The organism is Aeromonas sp. QDB68, from assembly GCF_027707405.1.
In the GTDB taxonomy this organism is placed as follows: Bacteria; Pseudomonadota; Gammaproteobacteria; order Enterobacterales; family Aeromonadaceae; genus Aeromonas; species Aeromonas caviae.
This window is the reverse complement of record NZ_JAPCIQ010000013.1, coordinates 1-19,414: the sequence shown is the minus strand read 5'-3', so window position 1 is coordinate 19,414 and position 19,414 is coordinate 1. Positions and strand designations below refer to the sequence as shown.

The 19,414-nt window shown below is 63.0% G+C and carries 13 protein-coding genes and 1 pseudogene; 2 read left to right on the top strand and 12 right to left on the bottom strand.

The window, feature by feature from the left end:
• The first annotated feature begins 113 nt into the window (after positions 1-113).
• Positions 114-347 (top strand): hypothetical protein, encoded by a 234-nt coding sequence (locus PG892_RS06435; protein ID WP_041214189.1) that lies wholly within the window; start codon positions 114-116, stop codon positions 345-347.
• Here PG892_RS06435 and PG892_RS06430 read toward each other — a convergent pair.
• Positions 277-1,101 (bottom strand): AraC family transcriptional regulator, encoded by an 825-nt coding sequence (locus PG892_RS06430; RefSeq protein ID WP_270825244.1) that lies wholly within the window; start codon positions 1,099-1,101, stop codon positions 277-279. The two genes, PG892_RS06435 and PG892_RS06430, sit on opposite strands and share 71 nt — an antisense overlap.
• 92 nt (positions 1,102-1,193) lie before the next feature.
• Between PG892_RS06430 and PG892_RS06425 the strand changes: the two genes are divergently transcribed.
• Positions 1,194-2,321, top strand: coding sequence for a multidrug effflux MFS transporter (locus PG892_RS06425; protein WP_264787090.1), 1,128 nt, complete (start codon positions 1,194-1,196; stop codon positions 2,319-2,321).
• A 4-nt stretch (positions 2,322-2,325) separates the two neighbouring features.
• Here the strand turns inward: PG892_RS06425 and PG892_RS06420 are convergent, their stop codons facing one another.
• The 11 genes and pseudogenes from PG892_RS06420 to PG892_RS06370 all read right to left on the bottom strand — a co-directional run.
• Complete coding sequence (locus PG892_RS06420; RefSeq protein WP_210556343.1) at positions 2,326-3,009, bottom strand: response regulator; 684 nt, start codon at positions 3,007-3,009, stop codon at positions 2,326-2,328.
• A gap of 38 nt (positions 3,010-3,047) precedes the next feature.
• Positions 3,048-5,636: a sensor histidine kinase gene (locus PG892_RS06415; RefSeq protein WP_210556341.1), complete on the bottom strand. Its 2,589-nt coding sequence runs from the start codon at positions 5,634-5,636 to the stop codon at positions 3,048-3,050.
• A 102-nt stretch (positions 5,637-5,738) separates the two neighbouring features.
• Positions 5,739-6,266 (bottom strand): K(+)-transporting ATPase subunit C, encoded by a 528-nt coding sequence (kdpC, locus tag PG892_RS06410; protein WP_210556339.1) that lies wholly within the window; start codon positions 6,264-6,266, stop codon positions 5,739-5,741.
• Between the two features lie 59 nt (positions 6,267-6,325).
• Positions 6,326-8,383 carry a potassium-transporting ATPase subunit KdpB gene (gene kdpB, locus PG892_RS06405; RefSeq protein ID WP_043164304.1) on the bottom strand — a complete coding sequence of 686 codons (2,058 nt, stop codon included), beginning with the start codon at positions 8,381-8,383 and terminating at the stop codon, positions 6,326-6,328.
• A gap of 55 nt (positions 8,384-8,438) precedes the next feature.
• Entirely contained in the window at positions 8,439-10,121 is a 1,683-nt protein-coding gene (gene kdpA / locus PG892_RS06400) for a potassium-transporting ATPase subunit KdpA (RefSeq protein WP_264787091.1), read from the bottom strand.
• Positions 10,122-10,446: 325 nt separating this feature from the next.
• Entirely contained in the window at positions 10,447-11,796 is a 1,350-nt protein-coding gene (gorA, locus tag PG892_RS06395; RefSeq protein ID WP_128313070.1) for a glutathione-disulfide reductase, read from the bottom strand.
• A gap of 76 nt (positions 11,797-11,872) precedes the next feature.
• A complete protein-coding gene (locus tag PG892_RS06390; protein ID WP_113978752.1) occupies positions 11,873-13,831 on the bottom strand; it encodes an ATP-binding protein in 1,959 nt (652 codons plus the stop codon).
• Positions 13,832-13,951: 120 nt separating this feature from the next.
• On the bottom strand, positions 13,952-17,032 hold the full coding sequence (locus PG892_RS06385) for a multidrug efflux RND transporter permease subunit (RefSeq protein ID WP_039040660.1): 3,081 nt from the start codon (positions 17,030-17,032) through the stop codon (positions 13,952-13,954).
• A 15-nt stretch (positions 17,033-17,047) separates the two neighbouring features.
• Positions 17,048-18,154 carry an efflux RND transporter periplasmic adaptor subunit gene (locus PG892_RS06380; RefSeq protein WP_039040661.1) on the bottom strand — a complete coding sequence of 369 codons (1,107 nt, stop codon included), beginning with the start codon at positions 18,152-18,154 and terminating at the stop codon, positions 17,048-17,050.
• Entirely contained in the window at positions 18,151-18,522 is a 372-nt protein-coding gene (locus PG892_RS06375; RefSeq protein ID WP_270825241.1) for a hypothetical protein, read from the bottom strand. The genes PG892_RS06380 and PG892_RS06375 overlap by 4 nt, the downstream gene beginning before the upstream one ends.
• Before the next feature lie 19 nt (positions 18,523-18,541).
• Positions 18,542-19,414 (bottom strand): annotated as a pseudogene (locus tag PG892_RS06370) (IS4-like element IS50R family transposase); the annotation flags it as partial.

Here is a 19,414-nt window from a genome sequence, read left to right as displayed (position 1 = left end):
GGGGGGTGGTAGCATCAAAAAATCATTTATATCAATAAAATCATGTTGTTATAAATCTGGCACAACTATTGGAATAGTTATGTGGTCATCTCAACCACACCGGAGCACGCCAGATGAAGATCCTGATCGCTACCCTGATTGCCAGCAGCCTGAGCCTGAATGCCATGGCCGCCGAGAACCCCAGACCCGAGCTGGACAGCGCCGCCCTGCAGCAGGAGATGCTGGCCTTGCAGCAGCAGGCTTCCCATGACGTGGTGGCAGAGGCCATCCACAACCTCAAGCCGCTGGCCCTGGAGACCCTGGTGGTGGAGGCGAGCTCGGCCGATGCGACTCATCCCGAGAGCTGAGGTAGCGCAAGGGGGTCTGCCCCGTGTGCTGCCTGAAGAAGGCGATGAAGGCGCTGTCGCTGGCGAACTCCAGGGCAGCGGCCACCCGGCTGATGGGCTCGGCTTCGGCCAGCAGTTCCATGGCCCGCAGCAGTCGCCACTGCTGGCGCCAGGCCTGGTAGCTCATGCCGGTCTCCCGCATGAAGATGCGGCCTATGGTCTTGTCACTGGCACCCACCCGTTCGGCCAGCCGGTTGAGCCGATCGGGCAGGGTGTCACCCCGCTTTATCTCCTGCAGCCAGCCGGTCAGACGTCCGTCTGACGGCAGCGGCAACTGCCAGGATTTCCGCGGCGCTTGCGCCAGCTCTTCTTTCAATAATGCCAGTGTGCAGGTTTGCTCTGCTTCCGGCTTGTCCCAGGGCCAGAGCGCCATCCGCTCGATGATCTCCCGCAGCAGCGGGTTGACCGCCAGCACCGCCATCTCGTTTGGCAACGCGGGCTCCGGCTGGAAGTAGAGGGAGCGATAGGCCACTACCCCGCGCATCAACACCCGGTGGGGCAGACCTGCTGGCAACCAGGCCGCTCGCGTCGGCGGCAGCAGGCAGACCTGATCGTCCAGCTCTATGGTCATGCAGCCTGCCTGGGCGAACAGCAGCTGGTGGCGCTGGTGCTGATGGCGGCCGGAGTCGTGCCAGCCGAGGGCGGCGGCAATACCGATGGCGCTGCCGTCGTGCTGGTCCGGATCAAAGGGGTGATCGGGAAGAATAAAGGCCATGTGTCCGATTCTTGCTATTTATAGTCCGCCTTATTGTAATCGGACATGTTATCCCTCTCTAGAATGGCGACCTCTTGTGAAGGAGGTGTGTCATGAACAACAGGTTGCCACCGCGCTGGCTGGTGGTCGGATTGATGATGTTTCCCCAGATAGTGGAGACCATCTACAGGCCGGTGCTGACCCATATCGCCACTGAGTTTCGGGTGAGCGAGTGGAAGGCGTCCCAGACCCTGTCGGTCTATTTTCTGGCGTTTGCGGCGGGCGTGGTCTGCTGGGGCCGACTGTGCGATCTCATCGGGCGGCGTCCCGCCATGCTGGCGGGGTTGCTGACCTATGGCGCCGGCACCCTGCTGGCGTTGCTGGCTACTCAATTTGAAACCCTGCTGCTGGCCCGGGTCATCGCGGCCTTCGGCGCCGCCGTGGGTTCCGTGGTGACCCAGACCATGCTGCGCGACAGCTATCAGGGCAGCGATCTGGCGCGGGTCTTTTCGGTGATGGGCATCGCGCTCTCCCTGAGTCCTGTGCTGGGGCTGGTGAGCGGTGGCCTGCTGGCTGATGGCTTGGGTTATCTCGGGGTATTCGGCGCCCTGCTGGCGCTGGCAATTGGCTTGTTGCTGATGGCTTGCTGGCAACTGCCGGAAACCCGCCCGGCCACCACCCAAAGGGTCGCACTCTGGCCACTGGCCTGCCGGATGGTGCGTGATACCGGCTTGTGGCGCAGCGCCGCCCTGGTCGCCCTGTTCAACACCATGCTGTTCGGCTACTACAGCCTGGCGCCGTTTCTGTTTGCCAGTCTGGGGTTGAGCGCGGGGGAATTTGGTTACTCCGGCATCGTGCTGGCGCTGGCGACCCTGGTGGGCAGCCTGCTCAACAAGCGTCTGCTGGGCCGTGGCTGGACGCCTGCCTCGTTAATACGGCTCGCCGCCGTGCTGGCGCTGGGTTCGGGTTGGCTGGTGTGGGCCAGTCAGGCATCGCTCTGGTTTCTGCTGCCCATGACGGGAGTGGTGATCGCGTTCGGGCTGGCTATCCCCAATGTGCTGAGCCAGGCGCTGCTGGCCTATCGGGAGGTGGCGGGCAGTGCCGGGGCCCTGTTCGGGCTCGGTTACTACCTGTTGCTCAGCCTGGGGTTGGCGGTTGCCGCCAGCTTGCAGGATCTCGGGCTGCTGCTCGGGGGATGCGGTCTGCTGGCCCTGTGCTGCGGTTGGCGTCGTTCCACGTGAAACATCAGCTGCCGATAAAACGGTAGCCGATGCCGGCTTCAGTTTCGATCAGGGTGGGTTGCTGGGGGTTATCTCCCAGCTTCTTGCGCAGGCTGGCGATGACGATGCGCAGGTAGTGAGTGTCCTCCTTGTGGCTCGGTCCCCAGATGTCGATGAGCAGCTGGGTCTGTTGCACCAGCTTGCCGGGGTGGCACACCAGCGCCTGCAACAGGGCGAACTCCTTGCGGGAGAGGGGGATCTCCTCGCCCTGCAGGGTCACCTTGTGGCTGTTGCTATCCAGGGTCAGGCCACAGTGGGGGAAGTGTCGACACTCGCCGCTGGTGGCACCGACTCGCTGGCGCAGCAGCACCCGGATACGGGCCATCATCTCCCCGACGCCGAACGGCTTGCTCATGTAGTCGTTGGCCCCCGCATCCAGCAGCCGCACCTTCTCCTGCTCGGAGTCCCGCGCCGAGAGCACCAGCACGGGATTGGCGTGGTGCTCGCGGATGGCGTGCAGGATTTGGATACCATCGCCATCCGGCAGGCCCAGATCCAGGATCACCAGGTCGGGGTTGAGGTGGCGATACTGCGCCATCCCCTCGGTGACGCCGACCGCCTCGCTCACCTGATGTCCCTCGGCGATCAGGCTGATCCGCAAAAAACGGCGGATGGCCGCCTCATCGTCGATGACCAGTATGTGAGCCATTCAGCCTCCCGTTTGCTGATTGAAAAGGGCGGCGACCATCAGGCCGCCGGTGCGTTGAGGGCCAGCGGCAGGGAGATGCGCATGCAGGTGCCGTTGCCGTTGGGGCCGGCGAATGCCCAGATACGGCCGCCGTGGACCTCTATCATAGCGCGGGAAATGGCGAGGCCAAGCCCGGTGCCGCGGCTGCCGCAGTCGCCGACCGGCTGGGTGTAGAAGAGGTTGAAGATCTTGTCCCGATCCGACTCGGCGATGCCGACCCCGATATCGATGATGTCGATGATGAGGTCGGGGTCCGCCAGCATCACCTTGAACTCGATGGGGGTGCCGGCCGGTGAGTAGCGGGAGGCGTTGTCGAGTATGTTGACCAGCACCTGCTCGATCAGGGCGCCGTGCACATAGAGCCGGGGGATCTGCTGATCGAAGTGCACCAGCAGCTTGTGCTGGCGCCAGGAGGAGTCGAGCCGGCGGCGGGCGCTCTCCACCAGGTCCGCCAGGTCGACCCAGTCCCGTTTCAACTGGAAGTCCGGTGAGCCGATGCGGGTCATGTCCAGCAGGTTCTGCACATAGCCGTGCAGGCGGCGCGCCTCGTCCTGCACCGAGTGCAGCAGTTCGATGCGGTCCTCCGCACTTATCCGGTCCCCGTATTCCAGCAGGGTGCTGCCGGCCCCCATGATGGTGGCCAGCGGCGTCTTCAGGTCGTGGGAGACCGAGGAGAGCAGGGCGGCGCGCATCCGGTCGGTCTCCGCCTGCAACTGGCTGTCCGCCAGCCGCTCGTTGAGATCGATCCGCGCCAGGGCGGCGCGGATATCGGTGAGCAGGGCCTGCAGCTGGTGCTCGGCGGCGGAGGTGAGCGGGCTGGCCAGCCGGATGCCCAGCACCAGGTCATCGCCGAGGTGATGATACTGGGCCTCGGCGGCGTTGAGGGTGGCGGTATGGGCACCGGCACTCTGTTTCTGGGCCAGGCACCAATCAATGGCGGCCTTGTCTGTCTGGCCCGGCCCGGTCTGGGTGTCACCGGCCCGGTACTGGTAATCCCCATCGAGCGCGAACACGGGCTGCCCAAGGGCGAGGGCGATGGCCTGGGTTCCCTGTCTCAGCACGTCCACCGGGCTGCTGGCGGTGGCCAGCCCCTGGCTCAGGGAGAGCAGGGCGTTACCGAGCTGCTGGGTCTCGCGCAGACTGACCAGTTGCTGACGCTGGCGGGAGGCGAGGCGCCCGGCCGCGATGCCGACGATGAGCAGCACGAACAGGGTGAGCAGGTCGCTGTGGCTGGCCACGCTCAGGGAGAAGTAGGGGAAGGTGAACAGCAGATTGTGGCCGACGAAGCCCAGCACGGCGGCCAGGATGGCGGGGACCAGGCTGGTGGTGAGCGCGGTGGCCAGCACCCCCAGCACGAACAGCATGGGCAGGGAGGCGGGGGGCAGCCAGTGGGAGAGGGCCCAGACCACGGCCGAGGTCCCCCCCATGATGGCCACCGCGAGCAGGCTCTGGCGAAGCTCACCCGGGCCTGCCGTAGGCAGGGTCAGGCCGGGCTTGCGCTTCTCGGTATCCACCAGCGTGATCTCGAATCCCTGCGCCTGTTTGAGCAGGTGCTGTACCAGGGATCGACGCCAGGGCGGGTTGCGGGATTTGCCGAGCAGCAATTGGGAGACCTGCTGCTGTTCGGCGGTTTCCAGCAGGGCATCGGCCACGGCCGGGCTGGAGAGGGTCAGCACCCTGGCCCCCAGCTGGGAGGCGAGGGCCAGCGCCTGCTCCAGCTCGGGGGAGCGCTGCCCCTTGCTGTCGATGTGCGCCACCAGCCAGGGCAGTTGCCTGCGCTGGGCGAAGCGGTGGCCGTAACGCACCAGGGCGGCGCCGTGCTCATCCCCGATGCAGACCATCAGCTTGCCCCGCAGCGGCAAGGTGGTCTTGCCGGCCGCCTGCCACTGCAACTGCAGATCCCCCTCCACGTGGCTGGCGGCGGTCTGCATTGCCAGCTCCCGCAGGGCGGTCAGGTTGTTGAGGGAGAAGAAGGACTGCAGGGCGGCCTTGGCCTGGTGGGGCACATAGACCTTGCCCTCCTTGAGGCGGCCGAGCAGCTCCTTGGGGGGGAGGTCTATCAGCACCAGGCTGTCGGCCTCCAGCAGCACCTGATCCGGCAGGGTCTCCTTGACCCTGACCCCGGTCAGCTGCCACACCAGATCGTTGAGGCTCTCCAGGTGCTGCACGTTGAGGGTGGTGTAGACATCGATGCCGGCACCGAGCAACTCCTCCACATCCTGCCAGCGCTTCTCGTGGCGGCTGCCGGAGGCGTTGCTGTGGGCCAGCTCGTCCACCACGGCGATGGCGGGTTTTCGCGCCAGCAGACCGTCCAGATCCATCTCCTCCAGTCGCTGCTGGCGGTGCAGGTGAAGCTTGCGCGGCTGGATGGCGAGCTTGTCGAGCAGGGCCAGGGTCTCCTGGCGGCCGTGGGTCTCCACCACCCCGATCAGGATGTCGACTCCCTCCCTGGCCTGCTCCCGCACCGCTTGCAGCATGGCGTAGGTCTTGCCGACGCCGGGGGCCGCGCCGAGAAACACCTTCAGCTTGCCCCTGTGCTCCTGCTCCAGGCTCGCCAGCAGGGCGTCCGCCCTCACTTCATCACGCATCCCCGTGCTCCCGTTGCATCGGCCGAACTGCGGCCGTGACCTCATTGCTCATGCTTGTCCCCGTTGTCGAAAGGGAGCCTTCCCGAACGGCAAGGAGCGCCCTCAGGCGCCCTTTTGATGATCGAGTTGCAGGTTCAACTGGAGAATGTTGACCACCTGCGGGCCAAGGATACCAGCTTGTGCCGCCGACTTGACCTGCTCCGTCAACTGAACGGGATCCAGCCCCCGTTGCCCGGCGACCCTATCCACCTGGGCCAGCGCTGCATCGAGGGGCAGATGGGGATCGAGGCCGGAGGCGGAGCGGGTCAGCAGGGCGGGGACCCTGGCTTCCGGCTGCGCCCTGACCGCAGCTGCGGCAAACTCGGCCCGAAGGGGCGAGCTCATCCCCAGGTTGCTTCCGCCGCCACCTATGGTGGCGAAATCGCTGGCGGAGGGGCGGGAGTGGAAGTAGTCGGCCCGCTCGAACTTCTGTGCCAGCAGGGCGCTGCCGACCACCTGCTGTTTGGCGTTGGTGAGCAGGCTGCCGTTGGCCTGCCAGGGGAAGAGCAGCTGGGCCAGCCCGGTGACGACCAGCGGATACGCTACCCCCAGCAGCAGGGTCAGGGTCAGCAGGGTTCTGATTGCTATCATGATTTTCTTGCTCCAAATGCGTTGGGTGGATGCGGGTCTGTCCCGCATCCGGTGTGCCGTTACACCAGCCCCAGGCCGGTGATGACCAGGTCGATCAACTTGATGCCTATGAAAGGCACTATCAGGCCGCCGACGCCGTAGATCAGCAGGTTGCGGCGCAGCAGGCTGGCGGCCGAGCCCTGCAGGCTGACCCCGCGCAGGGCCAGCGGCACCAGCGCGACGATGATCAGAGCGTTGAAGATGATGGCCGACAGGATGGCGCTCTCGGGGCTGCCCAGCTGCATCAGGTTCAGCACCCCCAGCTGCGGATAGGCGGCGATAAACAGGGCCGGCAGGATGGCAAAGTACTTGGCCACGTCGTTGGCGATGGAGAAGGTGGTCAGGGCGCCGCGGGTCACCAGCAGCTGCTTGCCCACCAGCACCACGTCCAGCAGCTTGGTGGGGTTGGAGTCGAGATCCACCAGGTTGCCAGCCTCCTTGGCGGCCTGGGTCCCCTCGTTCATGGCCAGGCCCACGTCGGCCTGGGCCAGCGCTGGTGCGTCGTTGGCGCCGTCCCCGCACATGGCGACCAGCCGGCCGTCGGCCTGCTCCTGACGGATGTAGGCCAGCTTCTTCTCCGGCGTCGCCTCGGCGATGAAGTCGTCCACCCCAGCCTCGGCGGCGATGGCGGCGGCGGTCAGCGGGTTGTCACCGGTGATCATCACGGTGCGGATCCCCATGTGGCGCAGGATCTGGAAGCGTGCCTTGATGCCTGGCTTGATGATGTCCTTGAGGAACACTACCCCCAGCAGCTTCTCGTGTGTGCAGACCAGCAGCGGGGTACCGCCCTGGCGGGCGATGTTGTCCACCGATTTGAGGATGAGCTCGGGCACCGCCTTGCGATCGAGCGAGAGGTAGCGCAGCACCGCGTCTACCGCCCCCTTGCGATAGTGATGGCCGTTGCGATCCAGCCCGCTCAGCCGGGTCTCGGCGCTGAAGGGGATGAGGATGTCGCTCTCCAGCTGGCTCGGCTTGGTGTGGCTCTTGCCCGCCAGGGTCAGGATGGATTTGCCCTCCGGGGTATTGTCACCGAGCGAGGCCAGCATGGCGGCCTGGGCCAGCAGGGAGGGGTCCACGCCGGGGGCCGGGATCAGCTCGTCCGCCATCCGGTTGCCGAAAGTGATGGTGCCGGTCTTGTCCAGCAGCAGGGTGCGCACGTCGCCGGCGGCTTCCACCGCCCGGCCCGACTTGGCGATCACGTTGAGCTTCACCAGCCGGTCCATGCCGGCGATGCCGATGGCGGAGAGCAGACCGCCGATGGTGGTCGGGATCAGGGTGATGAACAGCGCCAGCAGATAGAGCCGGGGCACCTGGGTACCGTTGTAGTCGAGGAACCAGGGCAGGGTGGCCACTACCAGCAGGAAGATCAGGGTCAGCCCCACCAGCAGGGCGTCCAGCGCCATCTCGTTGGGGGTCTTCTGCCGCTTGGCTCCTTCCACCAGGGCAATCATGCGATCCAGCGTGCTTTCGCCCGGGTTGTTGCTGATGTGCACCCAGATCTGGTCGGAGACGACGGTGGTGTTGCCGGTCACGCCGCTGCGGTCGGTGCCCGACTCGCGGATGACGGGGGCGGATTCGCCGGTGATGGCCGCCTCGTTGACCGAGGCGATGCCGGCGACCACTTCGCCGTCGGCGGGGATCATTTCGCCGCTGCGCACCAGCACCAGATCGCCCTTGAGCAGGCTGGTGGCCGGCACCCACTCGCCCTTGTCATCCTGCGGGCTGGTGACCCGACGAGCCTTGAGCTGGCTCATGCCGGCCTTCAGACTGTCGGCCCGCGCCTTGCCGCGCCCCTCGGCCAGGGTCTCGGCGAAGTTGGCAAACCAGAGGGTGAGCCAGAGCCAGGCGGTCAGCTGCCAGGCCAGAGAAGGAGCGACGCCGGAGAGCGGTTGCCCCAGCAGCGACTCCAGGGTCGCCATCACGGCCGCCAGCCAGAGAGTGAACAGGATGGGGCTGCCAAACAGCGCCCTGGGATTGAAGCGATAGAGGGCTTCCACCATGGCCTGCAGGATCTGTGATTTCTGTTTCTTGCCCTTCACCTGAATGGTGTCGGTGCTCATTGAAGCGGATTTGCTCATTGGAAAGCTCCCTGCATCGAATAGTTGGTCACGCAGATCAGTCGGAGGTGCAGCATCAGAAGGCTCCTCCCAGCAGGCTCAGGTGTTCCGCCACCGGGCCCAGCGCCAGCACCGGCAGGAAGGAGAGACCCCCCATCAGCAGCACGGTGACGATCAGCAGAGTGATGAAGAGCGGGCCGCTGACGGGGAAGTCCCCCTCGCTTCGCTCCTGACGCGGGGCACGGGCCAGCTGGCCGGCGATGGCCAGCACCGGAATGATGTAGCCGAAGCGGCCGAGCAGCATGGCCAGCCCGATGGCGATGCACTGCCAGCTGTCGGCGGCGGCAAAGCCGGCGAAGGCGGAGCCGTTGTTGCCGGCGGCCGAAGCGTAGGCATAGATCAGTCGTGACAGGCCATGGGGGCCATCGTGACCGATGACGGTGGCGGAGTTCGGCATCAGCAGGGTAATGCCGCCGATCACCAATACCCCGACCGGCATCACCAGCATGCTGGCGACCACCCACTTCATCTCGGTGATGCCGAGCCGTTTGCCCAGATAGGTGGGGGTGCGCCCCACCATCAGGCCGCACAGGAACACGGTCAGCAGCACGAACAGCATCATGCCGTAGATGCCGGCACCGACGCCGCCGAACACCACTTCACCCAGCAGCATGTTGATCATGCCGACCATGCCGCCGAGGGGGGTGAAGCTGTCGTGCATGGCGTTGACTGAGCCGTTGGAGGCGGCGGTGGTGGCCACTTCCCAGATGCTGGACAGCACGGGGCCGAAGCGACTCTCCTTGCCTTCCCAGTTGCCGGCTTCGCTGGTGAGGTGGGCGAGGGCGGGATCCGGTTTCAGCTCCTGGCCGATGGCGAGGCAGAGCCCCAGCACCAGCATGATGGTCATGGCGATGAGGATGGCGCGGCTGTGGGCCAGATCCTTCACGTAACGACCCAGGGTGCAGACCATGGCGGCTGCCAGGGTCAGCAGGGCGACCATTTCCAGCCAGTTGGAGAGGGCGGTCGGGTTCTCGAACGGATGGGCCGAGTTGATGCCGAAGAAGCCGCCGCCGTTGGAGCCGAGCTGCTTGATGGCGATCTGGGAGGCGGCCGGGCCGAGCGGCAGCAGCTGTTCCTGCCCTTCCAGGGCGTGGAACGGCAGGTAGGCAGACAGGCTCTGGGGCACCCCCTGCCAGACCAGCAGCAGCGCCAGGATCAGCGCCATCGGCATCAGCACGTAGAGACAGAAACGCACCAGATCCTGCCAGAAGTTGCCAAGGTGGGTGGTCTGCTGGCGGGCGATGCCGCGAAACAGGGCGATGGCGACGGCGGCGCCGGTGGCGGCGGAGACGAAGTTATGGGTGGTGAGCCCCACCATCTGGCTGAAGTAGGAGAGGCTGGCTTCGCCGGAGTAGGCCTGCCAGTTGGTGTTGGTCATGAAGCTGACCGCGGTGTTGAAGGCGAGTTGCCAGTTCAGCCCTGGCAGTTGCTGCGGGTTGAGGGGCAGCAGCCCCTGCGCCATCAGGATCAGGAACAGCAGGCCGAAACCGGCGCCGTTGAAAGCCAGCAGGCTGAGGGCGTAGGACTTCCAGTCCTGCTCGCGCCCGTCCGTGCCGCAGCAGGCCAGAGTGGCGCGCTCAAGCGGGGCCAGCCAGCGACTCTTGCCTTCAAACACCCGATACAGGTAGTTGCCAAGCAGAGGCGCCGGCAGCAGCACCAGCAGCACGAACGCGATGGGATAGATGATCTCTTGCCACATATCCGGTTCCTCACTCATGAGTGCGCGCGAGGGCGCGCAGCAGATAGCCCGCGAGGGCGAGGACCAGCAGCAGATATAGCCAATTCATAACGACTCCGTTGAGGTAATTAGCGTCAGGGATCGATGCATATCCGTGTCGATCCCATAGGTCTCATTGACGCTCAAAGGGTATGTAAAACGGGCGTAAAGGCGCCATAAAGCCCAATTTGGCTGGCGTAAAATCGGCGTAAAGAAGGCAGGTTTTGTTGGCTGGTGGACAGGCAAGGCACAAAAAACCCGGCCTGAGCCGGGTTTGGTAGCAAGTTGCTGTGACTTTGATATGCGGTTAGCGCATGGTCACAAACTCTTCCGCGCTGGTGGGATGGATGGCGACACAGTTGTCGAAGTCCGCCTTGGTGGCGCCCATCTTCATGGCGACGCCGAAGCCTTGCAGGATTTCGTCCATGGCGAAGCCGATGCCGTGCAGGCCGACCACCTTCTCTTCCGGCCCGACGCAGACCAGTTTCATCCGGGTGGGCTGGCGATGCTGGGTCAGCGCCGAATACATGGCGGTGAACTGGCTGCGGTAGACCTTGACCTGATCTTCACCGTATTCGGCAACGGCTTCCGGCTCGGTCAGGCCGATGGTGCCGATGGGCGGGTGGCTGAACACCACGGTCGGCACCAGATCGTAGTTGAGGTGCTCGCCCGGCTTGTTGTTGAACAGCCGCTCCGAGAGGCGGCGGCCTGCCGCGACAGCCACCGGGGTGAGCTGGATGCGGCCGGTGTTGTCACCGACGGCATAGAGGTTGGCGACGGCGGTGTTCTGGAACTTGTCGGTGGGGATGAAGCCCTTCTCGTCCAGGGTGATGCCGGTGGCAGCCAGATTGAGGTTGTCGGTGGCAGGCACGCGACCGATGGCCCAGATGAGGCAGTCCACGGTGAGGTGGCGACCATCTTCCAGTTGCAGGGTCAGGCTGTCGTCGGCGTTCTTGATGACGGCCTTGGGAATGGCGTGGGTGTGCAGCTTGGGCCCTTCCTGCGTCATGATCTCCACCAGGGTCTCGTGGATCATGGGGTCGAAGTTGCGCAGCGGCGCATGCTTGCGCACCACCAGATGGGTCTCGGAGCCAAGTGCCTGCATCACGCCTGCGATCTCCACGGCGATATAGCCGGCACCCACCACGGCAACCCGTTTGGGCTGGCTTTGCAGGTCGAAGAAACCGTCGGAGTCGATACCCAGTTCGGCGCCCGGAATGGTCGGGACCTCGGGGCGGCCGCCGGTGGCAATCAGGATGTGATCTGCGCTGTACTGCTCACCGTTCACCTCGACGGTATGGCTGTCGACGAAGCGGGCGAAGCCCTTGATGACAGTGATCTGGTTCTTGCCCAGCACGTTCTGGTAGGACTGGTGAATGCGCCCGATATAGGCCTGACGGGATTCGACCAGTCTGGCCCAGCTGAAGTGGTTGAGCGTGGTGTCGAAGCCGTAGTCGGCGCCATATTTCAGTGCATCGGCGATCTGGCCTGCATACCACATGGCCTTCTTCGGTACGCAGCCGACGTTGACGCAGGTGCCACCCAGCTCTTTGGCTTCGATCAGGGCGACTTTCTTGCCGTACATGGCTGCCCGGTTGGCCGAGGCGATGCCGCCGCTGCCGCCACCGATGGCGATGTAGTCAAAATGCTGTGCCATTGCGAGGTTCTCCGCTCGTTAAGAATGCAGTCACAGCATGATGGGGACAAAGCGGCCGGCCCACAAGAGCCGGTGCTCAGTTCTGCTGGATGGGCAGACGAATGTGGAACTGGGCACCCTGGCCCGGTTCGCTGGCGCAGTGGATGCGGCCGCGCAGCAGCTGGACCACCAGGTTGTAGATGATATGGGTGCCGAGCCCGCTGCCACCCTGGCCCCGCTTGGAGGTGACGAAGGGATCGAAGATGCGCGGCAGTATCTCCGGGGGGATGCCGCGGCCGTTGTCACTGTAGTCGATGACCAGCTCGTCTCCCTGCTGCGCCACCTGGATGGTGATCTTTCTGGGCCTGTCCCAGCCATCGAAACCGTGATGGATGGAGTTGAGGATCAGGTTGGAATAGATCTGGGTGAAGCTGCCCGGGAAGGAGTAGATGCTCAGCTTGGGATCGCACTGGATGTCCACCTCGCACTGGGCCTTCTTGAGCTTGTAGCCGAGGGATACCACCACCTGATGCAGGTTGTCGGCGAGGCTGAAGTTGTAGCGGGCCTCGGAGGACTGATCCACTGCCACCTGCTTGAAGCTGGCGATGAGCTCCGAAGCGCGTCTCAGGTTGCCTTGCAGCAGTTGCATCGACTCGTCGAGATTCTGGGTGAATTCGTTGAGGTAGGAGCGGGAGAGCTGCTTGGCCTCGATATGCTGCTTGAAGTCGGCCACCCGCTCCTGCAGGTAGGAGGAGGCGGTGACGCTGATGCCGATGGGGGTGTTGATCTCGTGGGCCACGCCGGCAACCAGGGAACCGAGGGAGGCCATTTTCTCCGACTCCACCAGGGTCTGCTGGGCCTGCTTGAGATCGTCATAGGCCTTGCCCAGCTGGTCGTTGGCATCGCTCAGGCTGCGGGTGCGTTCCGCCACCTTGCCTTCCAGCTGCTCGTTGAACAGGGTGATCTCCCGCTCGACCTTTTTGAGGGGGGTGATGTCATAACCAAAGCCGATCAGGTACTTGAGGTTGGGCCCCTCGTAAAAGGGAGCGAAGGTCCACTGCAGTACCAGCTCGTTGCCCTGCTGGTCGTGCATGGTGATCTCCCTGTCCTCCAGAGCGCCCTGCTCGGCCAGGGTGGCGGCCAGCTCGTCACGCTGCTCCTTGCTGACGAAGAGATCCAGCCAGTTGTGCTGCAACAGCTCCTGGTGGTGATAGCCAGTCAGCAGGATGGCCGCGGGGTTGATGCTGGCGATGTTGAGATCCGGCTCCATGCAGCAGATGACCATGTTGGCGGAGTTGATCAGGGTGGCGGAGAAGTCCCGCTCCTGCTGGAGCTGATCGGCGGCCTGATGGCGGGCGGTGAACTCGTCGTTCAGCCGGGTGCGCATCTGGTTGAGGGTGGCGGCCAGGGTATCGAATTCGTCAGGAGACTTGCGGGGCAGGGGGCGACCTTCCAGGGTCAGCTCCACCGCGAGGCGATCCAGGCTCAGTTTCTGGGCATAGCTGACGATGCGGTTGATGTGACGGATCACCAGATAGTAGATGATGACCAGGATGCAGAACGAGACGACCAGTGTCTTGATGGTCTGGCTGACCAGGATCAGCACGGATTTCTCGATGAGGCGCTGGTAGACCTGCTCCAGGGAGGCGGCGACGAACAGCTTGCCGACCACTTCCCCCTGATAGCTCAGGGTGAACTCGCGGGAGATGTCGTATTGGGGCTGCTCCACCCCCTGGGTGAGCAGGGGCACTTCCGAATTGCCCAGCATCTCCTTGACCATGACGAACTGCATGTTGGGCAGGTTCATGATGCCCTCGATCTGCACCTTCACCTGCTCTTCATCCAGATTCCAGAGACTGGCCGAGATGGGTTGCAGGAAGGAGGCCTCGATCTGGCCGATGCTGGCCTCGATGACGGTCACATCCTTGTTGTAGTCCCAGGCGAGCTGAAGCACGGTGATGAGCAGTGCCAGCACCGTACTGCAGATCAGAATGTAGGAAAGCAGACGATAAGAGAGTCCGTTAAGGCCGACGGCCTTGGAGAAGATTCCTGACATGGCGTCCTTGCGGTCTGGATTGAGTGCGGTTTAGTTTAACTGCTTCATGGACTTATGTCGTGTGTCATCCAATGGATAAAAATAAGGCCCCTTTCGGGGCCTTTTTTGTGTGGGCTGGGATCAGTGACCACCCTTGGCTTTTGCCGGGATGGATTCGTCGAATTCCGGCAGCGGCTTGTGTTCGGATGCCAGGAAGGTGTAGATGACCGGCAGCACGAACAGGGTGAACAGGGTGCCGATGGCCAGACCCGCCACGATGACGATGCCGATGCTGAAGCGCTGTGCCGCCCCCGCACCCGAGGCATAGAGCAGCGGGATAAGGCCTGCGATCATCGCCGCCGTGGTCATCAGGATGGGGCGCAGACGGACCTTGGCAGCCTGCATCACGGCTTGCATCCGGTTCAGACCATGGAGCAACTGCTCCTCCTTCGCCACCTCGCAGATCAGAATACCGTGCTTGGTAATCAGACCGACGAGGGTGATGAGACCGACCTGGGAGTAGATGTTCATGGTGGCCATGCCCCACGCCAGGGCGATCAGCGCGCCACTGATGGCCAGCGGCACCGACACCATGATGACCAGCGGGTCACGCACGGATTCGAACTGGATCGCCAGCACCAGGAAGATGATGGCCAGGGCCAGGGCGAAGGTGGCGTAGAGCGCATTCCCTTCGGTCACGAACTGGCGGGCTTCACCCATGAAGTCGTAACGATAGCCTTGGGGCAGCTTCTCTTCCGCGGTCGCCTTAAACCAGTTGATCGCATCCCCCATGGCCACGCCCGGTGCCGGCACGGCGCCGATGGTGGCGGAGTTCAGCTGGTTGAAGTGGGGCAGGGCACGGGGCTCTCCCTTCACTTCAATCTTGATCAGGCTGCCCAGCGGGATCGACTTGCCGTCGGCGGCACGCACGTAGTACCCCTTGATGGACTCGGGGTTGAGACGGAACTTGCGCTCCACCTGCGGGATCACCTCGTAGGAGCGGCCATCCAGGTCGATACGGTTGACGTAACCGTCCGCCATCATGGTGCCCATGGTGATGCCGATGTCCTGCATGGTGATGCCGTAGGCACCCGCCTTGTCCTTGTCGATGCTGATCTTCATGGTGGCCGAGTCGTAGTTCAGATCGAGATCCGAATAGACGAACTGGCCGTTGGCCTGGGTTGCCGCCAGCATCTCACCCGCGATCAGGAACAGGCTCTCGAAGCTGTTCGGGGTGGTGATGACGAACTGGATGGGCAGACCGCTCGAGGCCCCCGGCAGTTCCGGGAACTGGAAGGTGGTGATGGCCATCCCGGGGATGTCCTTCACCAGACCGGCGACCCGATCCAGCACCTCTTTCTGGCTCGCTTCACGCTGGCTCCATGGCACCATGGAGGCGATACCGAACGCCTGATTGGAGTTGAACACCCCTGAGAAGACCTGGGAGTAAGCGATCTCCGGCTGGTCGTCCAGGACTTTGTTCACGTCCGCCATGGTGTTTTCGATGTAGTCCAGGTTGGCGTTGGAAGGGGCCGTCCCCAGCACCGCCATGACGCCTTTGTCCTCGGACGGGGCCAGCTCGCTCGGAATGAACTTGAACAGCAGCGGCAGGCTGGCGAACACGATGACGGCAAACAGGATGACCACGATACGCTTTTGCATCACGGCATGGAGCATGGCGTCGTAGCGGGCCGTCATCCGGTCCAGCAAATCGTGCACGGTACGCTCGAACTTGCCGGGCTCCTCGTTGGCCCTGAGCATCTTGGCGCACATCATGGGCGACAGGGTCAGGGCGATGATGCCCGAGACGAACACGGCGCCCGCCAGGGTCAGCGCGAACTCCTTGAACAGGGAGCCGGTGATGCCCCCCATCAGGGCGATGGGCGCATACACCGCCGCCAGGGTGACCGTCATGGCGATGACGGGCACGGCGATCTCCCGGGTACCTATGATGGCGGCCCGGAACGGCTCTTCCCCTTCCTTGATGTGACGGTCGACGTTCTCCAGCACCACGATGGCGTCATCCACCACCAGACCGATGGCCAGCACCATCGCCAGCAGGGTCATGAGGTTTATGGAGAAGCCGAACATGTCCATCATCATCACCACGCCGATGAGGCTCAGGGGAATGGTGATGATGGGGATGATGACCGCCCGGAACGAACCGAGGAACAGGGTGATCACCACCAGTACGATGGCGGCCGCCTCCAGTATGGTCTTGATGACCTCGTGGATGGATTCGTTGATGGCGATGGTGGAGTCATACAGGACGTTCACCTGCATGGTGCTCGGCATGTTGCGCTTCAGGCTCGGCAGCAGCTCCAGCACATCGTGGGCGATGTTGATGGGGTTGGCTGTCGGGGCTGCGTTGATGGCCAGAACCACGGCCTCGCGGCCGTTGGCGCTGGCGCGATAGATGTCGTGGCTCTTCTCCAGGGAGACCTTGGCGATGTCGGAGAGACGGATCACCTTGCTGTCGCGGGTGGCGACCACCAGACGCTTGAGCTCTTCGATGTTGCCGACCTGGGTCTCGGCGTTGCCGTTGAACAGGGTGAAATAGCCGGTGGCCTGGCCGGTCGCGGACTGATAGTTGTTGCTGTTGAGCACCGTCATCACGTCGCTTGAGGTCAGGTCAAAGGCGGCCATCTTGGCCGGATCCAGCCACACCCGCAGGGCGAATTCGACCCCGCCATACAGATCCACCTTGGAGACCCCGCCCACGGTAAACAGCTGGGGCTTGATGACCCGCTCCAGGTAGTCGGTGATCTGGCTGGAGTTGAGCTCCGGGCTGGTGAAGCCCATGTAGAGCACCGCCGTGGTGGAGCCGGTGGAGGAGGTGACTGAAGGGTCTTCCGCCTCTTTGGGCAACTGGGAACGCACCGAGTTGACCTTGGCCAGGATGTCGGACAGCGCGGCGTTCGGATCGGTGTTGAGCTTCATGTACGCCGTCACCGTGGAACTGCCCAGCTGGCTCGAGGAGGTCATGAAGTCGATGTTGTCGGCCTGGGCGACCGCCTGCTCCAGAGGCTGGGTGATGAAGCCCTGGATCAGATCCGCACTGGCGCCATAGTAGCTGGTGTTGACCGTGATGACGGTATTGATCACCTCGGGGTATTCACGCACCTGCATCTTGAAGATGGCCTGGAAGCCCAGCAGGGCTATCAGGAAGCTGAGCGAGATCGCCAGCACAGGCCGTTTTATGAATATGTCAGTAAATCGCATCGCAGCTCTCCGCGCTTACAGCATCGGGGTTTGTGCCGGAACGGCAAGGGCATCGTTCTCGACCACGTGCACCTTGGTATCGTTGCTCAGGCGAACCTGACCCGACAGCACGATTTGATCGCCAGCCTTGATGCCGGACAGCACATGGACATCGTTGCCGCGACGCTCACCTGCCTTGACCACCACCTGCTTGGCGCGTTTCACGCCGTCAGCCTCGTGAATGACGTAGACGTTCTCGCCATAGAGGGTGAAGGAGATGGCGGACTGCGGGATCACGATCTGGTCTTTCACCGTGGGCAGTATGATGCTGGCGCGGGCGAACATGCCGGAACGGAGCTGGCCGTCGTTGTTCGGAATGTCTGCCTGCACCTGGATCAGGCCGCTCTGATAGTTGACCGCGGGCTCGATGGCCGTGATCTGGCCGTCAAACTGGGTCTGGGGATAGGCATCCACGTTGATCTTGATGGTCTGTCCCAGGGTGATTTTGGAGATGTCGGTCTGGGGCACGGTGAAGCGCAGGCGCATCACGCTGGTGTCTTCCAGGCGCACAATCTGGGTACCCGGTTCCAGATACTGGCCGAGGAAGACGTTGCGCAGGCCCACGGCACCGCTGAAGGGGGCTCGCACCTCACGACGGGCGATGGTGGCCTTCAGACTGTCGATGTCCGCCTCCAGGGAGCGGTAGCTTGCCTCGGCATCATCCAGCTGATCCCGGGAGATGGAGTTCTTCTGATAGAGGTTCTTGTAGCGCTCGAACTTGGCCCTGGCTGCCGGCAGCCTGGCCTGGGAGGAGTTCAGATTGGCTTTTTCCACACTGGAGTCCAGGCTCAGCAGCAGTTGATCCGCTTTGACATGTGCCCCGGATTCGAACCGGATGCTGTCGATGGTGCCTGACAGCTCGCTGGAGAGGGTGACCCCCTGGTTCGGCTCGATGAAGCCGATGGCTTCAATGGTGGGGACCCAGTCCTGCGCCTTGGTGACCATGGCGGTGACCGGGAACTCGGGCTCGGGCCGATTGGCCATGAACTCTGCAATCTTCTTCTGCTTGAACATATTGAAGCCGATGACACTGCCAAACAGGGCGAGTGCTATCAGCAACATGATGGCCATCCACTTTTTCATGAACAGGCTCCTGTGATGGAAACATTAGGGTTTAAAATGGCATTCCAGCTGGCCCGGATGACCGTCTCCAGCTGTTCCTGCGTCAATTCGAAATCGTGAACCCGGCGCTGCTGTGCCAGGTTGGCCACGCAATCCAGACTCAATGCTTGCAACACCAGAATGGGGAGATCGATGAAGAGTCCCTGTTGGCGTCCTTGCTCAAAGAAGCGCTCAAGTGGCGCCCACGTCGCCATTATGACCGGATCCCGCTCCAATTCAGCCCCCAATGGAGAACTTTCGTACTGCAATTTGCACTTGAGTGCATTGGGGTAGCTGGTGAAGATGGCATCGATGTTGAGCCAGAGGCGCCGATACTGCTCATAGGACACCTCTTCTACTGTCTCTTGATCAGATCTTGATCCCCTGCGCCATCAGATCCTTGGCGGCAAGAAAGCCATCCAGTTTACTTTGCAGGGCTTCCCAACCTTCCCAGAGGGCGCCCCAGCTGGCAATTCCGGTTCGCTTGCTGTCCATAAAACCGCCCAGTCTGGCTATCGCCATGTAAGCCCACTGCAAGCTACCTGCTTTCTCTTTGCGCTTGCGTTTTCCCTTGTCCAGATAGCCCAGTAGCTGACATTCATCCTGAGTCAGCACCGTTTCAGCTGACTGGCTTTCTACGTGTTCCGCTTCCTTTAGCAGCCCTTGCGCCCTGAGTGCTTGCGGCAGCGTGAAGCTTTCTCTGAGCTGTAACAGCCTGACCGCGACAAACGAGAGGATCGAGACCATCCGCTCCAGATTATCCGGCTCCTCCATGCGTTGCCTCTCGGCTCCAGCTCCGGTTTTCCATGCCTTATGGAACTCCTCGATCCGCCAGCGATGGGTGTATATGTCGATGACCCGCAAGGCTTGGGCTAGTGACTCGACGGGTTCACTGGTTAACAACAGCCATTTCAACGGGGTCTCACCCTTGGGCGGGTTAATCTCCTCGGCCAGCACCGCGTTGAGCGTGATATTCCCCTGTTTTAGCGTGATGCGCCCACTGCGCAGGCTCAAGCTCGCCTTGCGGGCTGGTCGATTTTTACGTTTACCGCGTTTATCCACCACGCCCTTTTGCGGAATGCTGATCTGATAGCCACCCAACTCCGGTTGGTTCTTCAGATGGTCGTACAGATACAACCCAGACTCTACGTCCTTGCGTGGGTGCTTGGAGCGCACCACGAAGCGCTCGTTATGCGCCAGTTTGTCCTGCAGATAAGCATGAATATCGGCTTCGCGGTCACA

Bases quoted from the DNA above. Each gene is read 5' to 3' on its own strand.
- PG892_RS06390 (WP_113978752.1), bottom strand. From the start codon at position 13,831: ATGTCAGGAATCTTCTCCAAGGCCGTCGGCCTTAACGGACTCTCTTAT.
- PG892_RS06435 (WP_041214189.1), top strand. From the start codon at position 114: ATGAAGATCCTGATCGCTACCCTGATTGCCAGCAGCCTGAGCCTGAAT.
- kdpC (WP_210556339.1), bottom strand. From the start codon at position 6,266: ATGATAGCAATCAGAACCCTGCTGACCCTGACCCTGCTGCTGGGGGTA.
- gorA (WP_128313070.1), bottom strand. From the start codon at position 11,796: ATGGCACAGCATTTTGACTACATCGCCATCGGTGGCGGCAGCGGCGGC.
- kdpB (WP_043164304.1), bottom strand. From the start codon at position 8,383: ATGAGCAAATCCGCTTCAATGAGCACCGACACCATTCAGGTGAAGGGC.
- PG892_RS06380 (WP_039040661.1), bottom strand. From the start codon at position 18,154: ATGAAAAAGTGGATGGCCATCATGTTGCTGATAGCACTCGCCCTGTTT.
- PG892_RS06420 (WP_210556343.1), bottom strand. From the start codon at position 3,009: ATGGCTCACATACTGGTCATCGACGATGAGGCGGCCATCCGCCGTTTT.
- PG892_RS06415 (WP_210556341.1), bottom strand. From the start codon at position 5,636: ATGCGTGATGAAGTGAGGGCGGACGCCCTGCTGGCGAGCCTGGAGCAG.
- PG892_RS06430 (WP_270825244.1), bottom strand. From the start codon at position 1,101: ATGGCCTTTATTCTTCCCGATCACCCCTTTGATCCGGACCAGCACGAC.
- PG892_RS06425 (WP_264787090.1), top strand. From the start codon at position 1,194: ATGAACAACAGGTTGCCACCGCGCTGGCTGGTGGTCGGATTGATGATG.
- PG892_RS06385 (WP_039040660.1), bottom strand. From the start codon at position 17,032: ATGCGATTTACTGACATATTCATAAAACGGCCTGTGCTGGCGATCTCG.
- kdpA (WP_264787091.1), bottom strand. From the start codon at position 10,121: ATGTGGCAAGAGATCATCTATCCCATCGCGTTCGTGCTGCTGGTGCTG.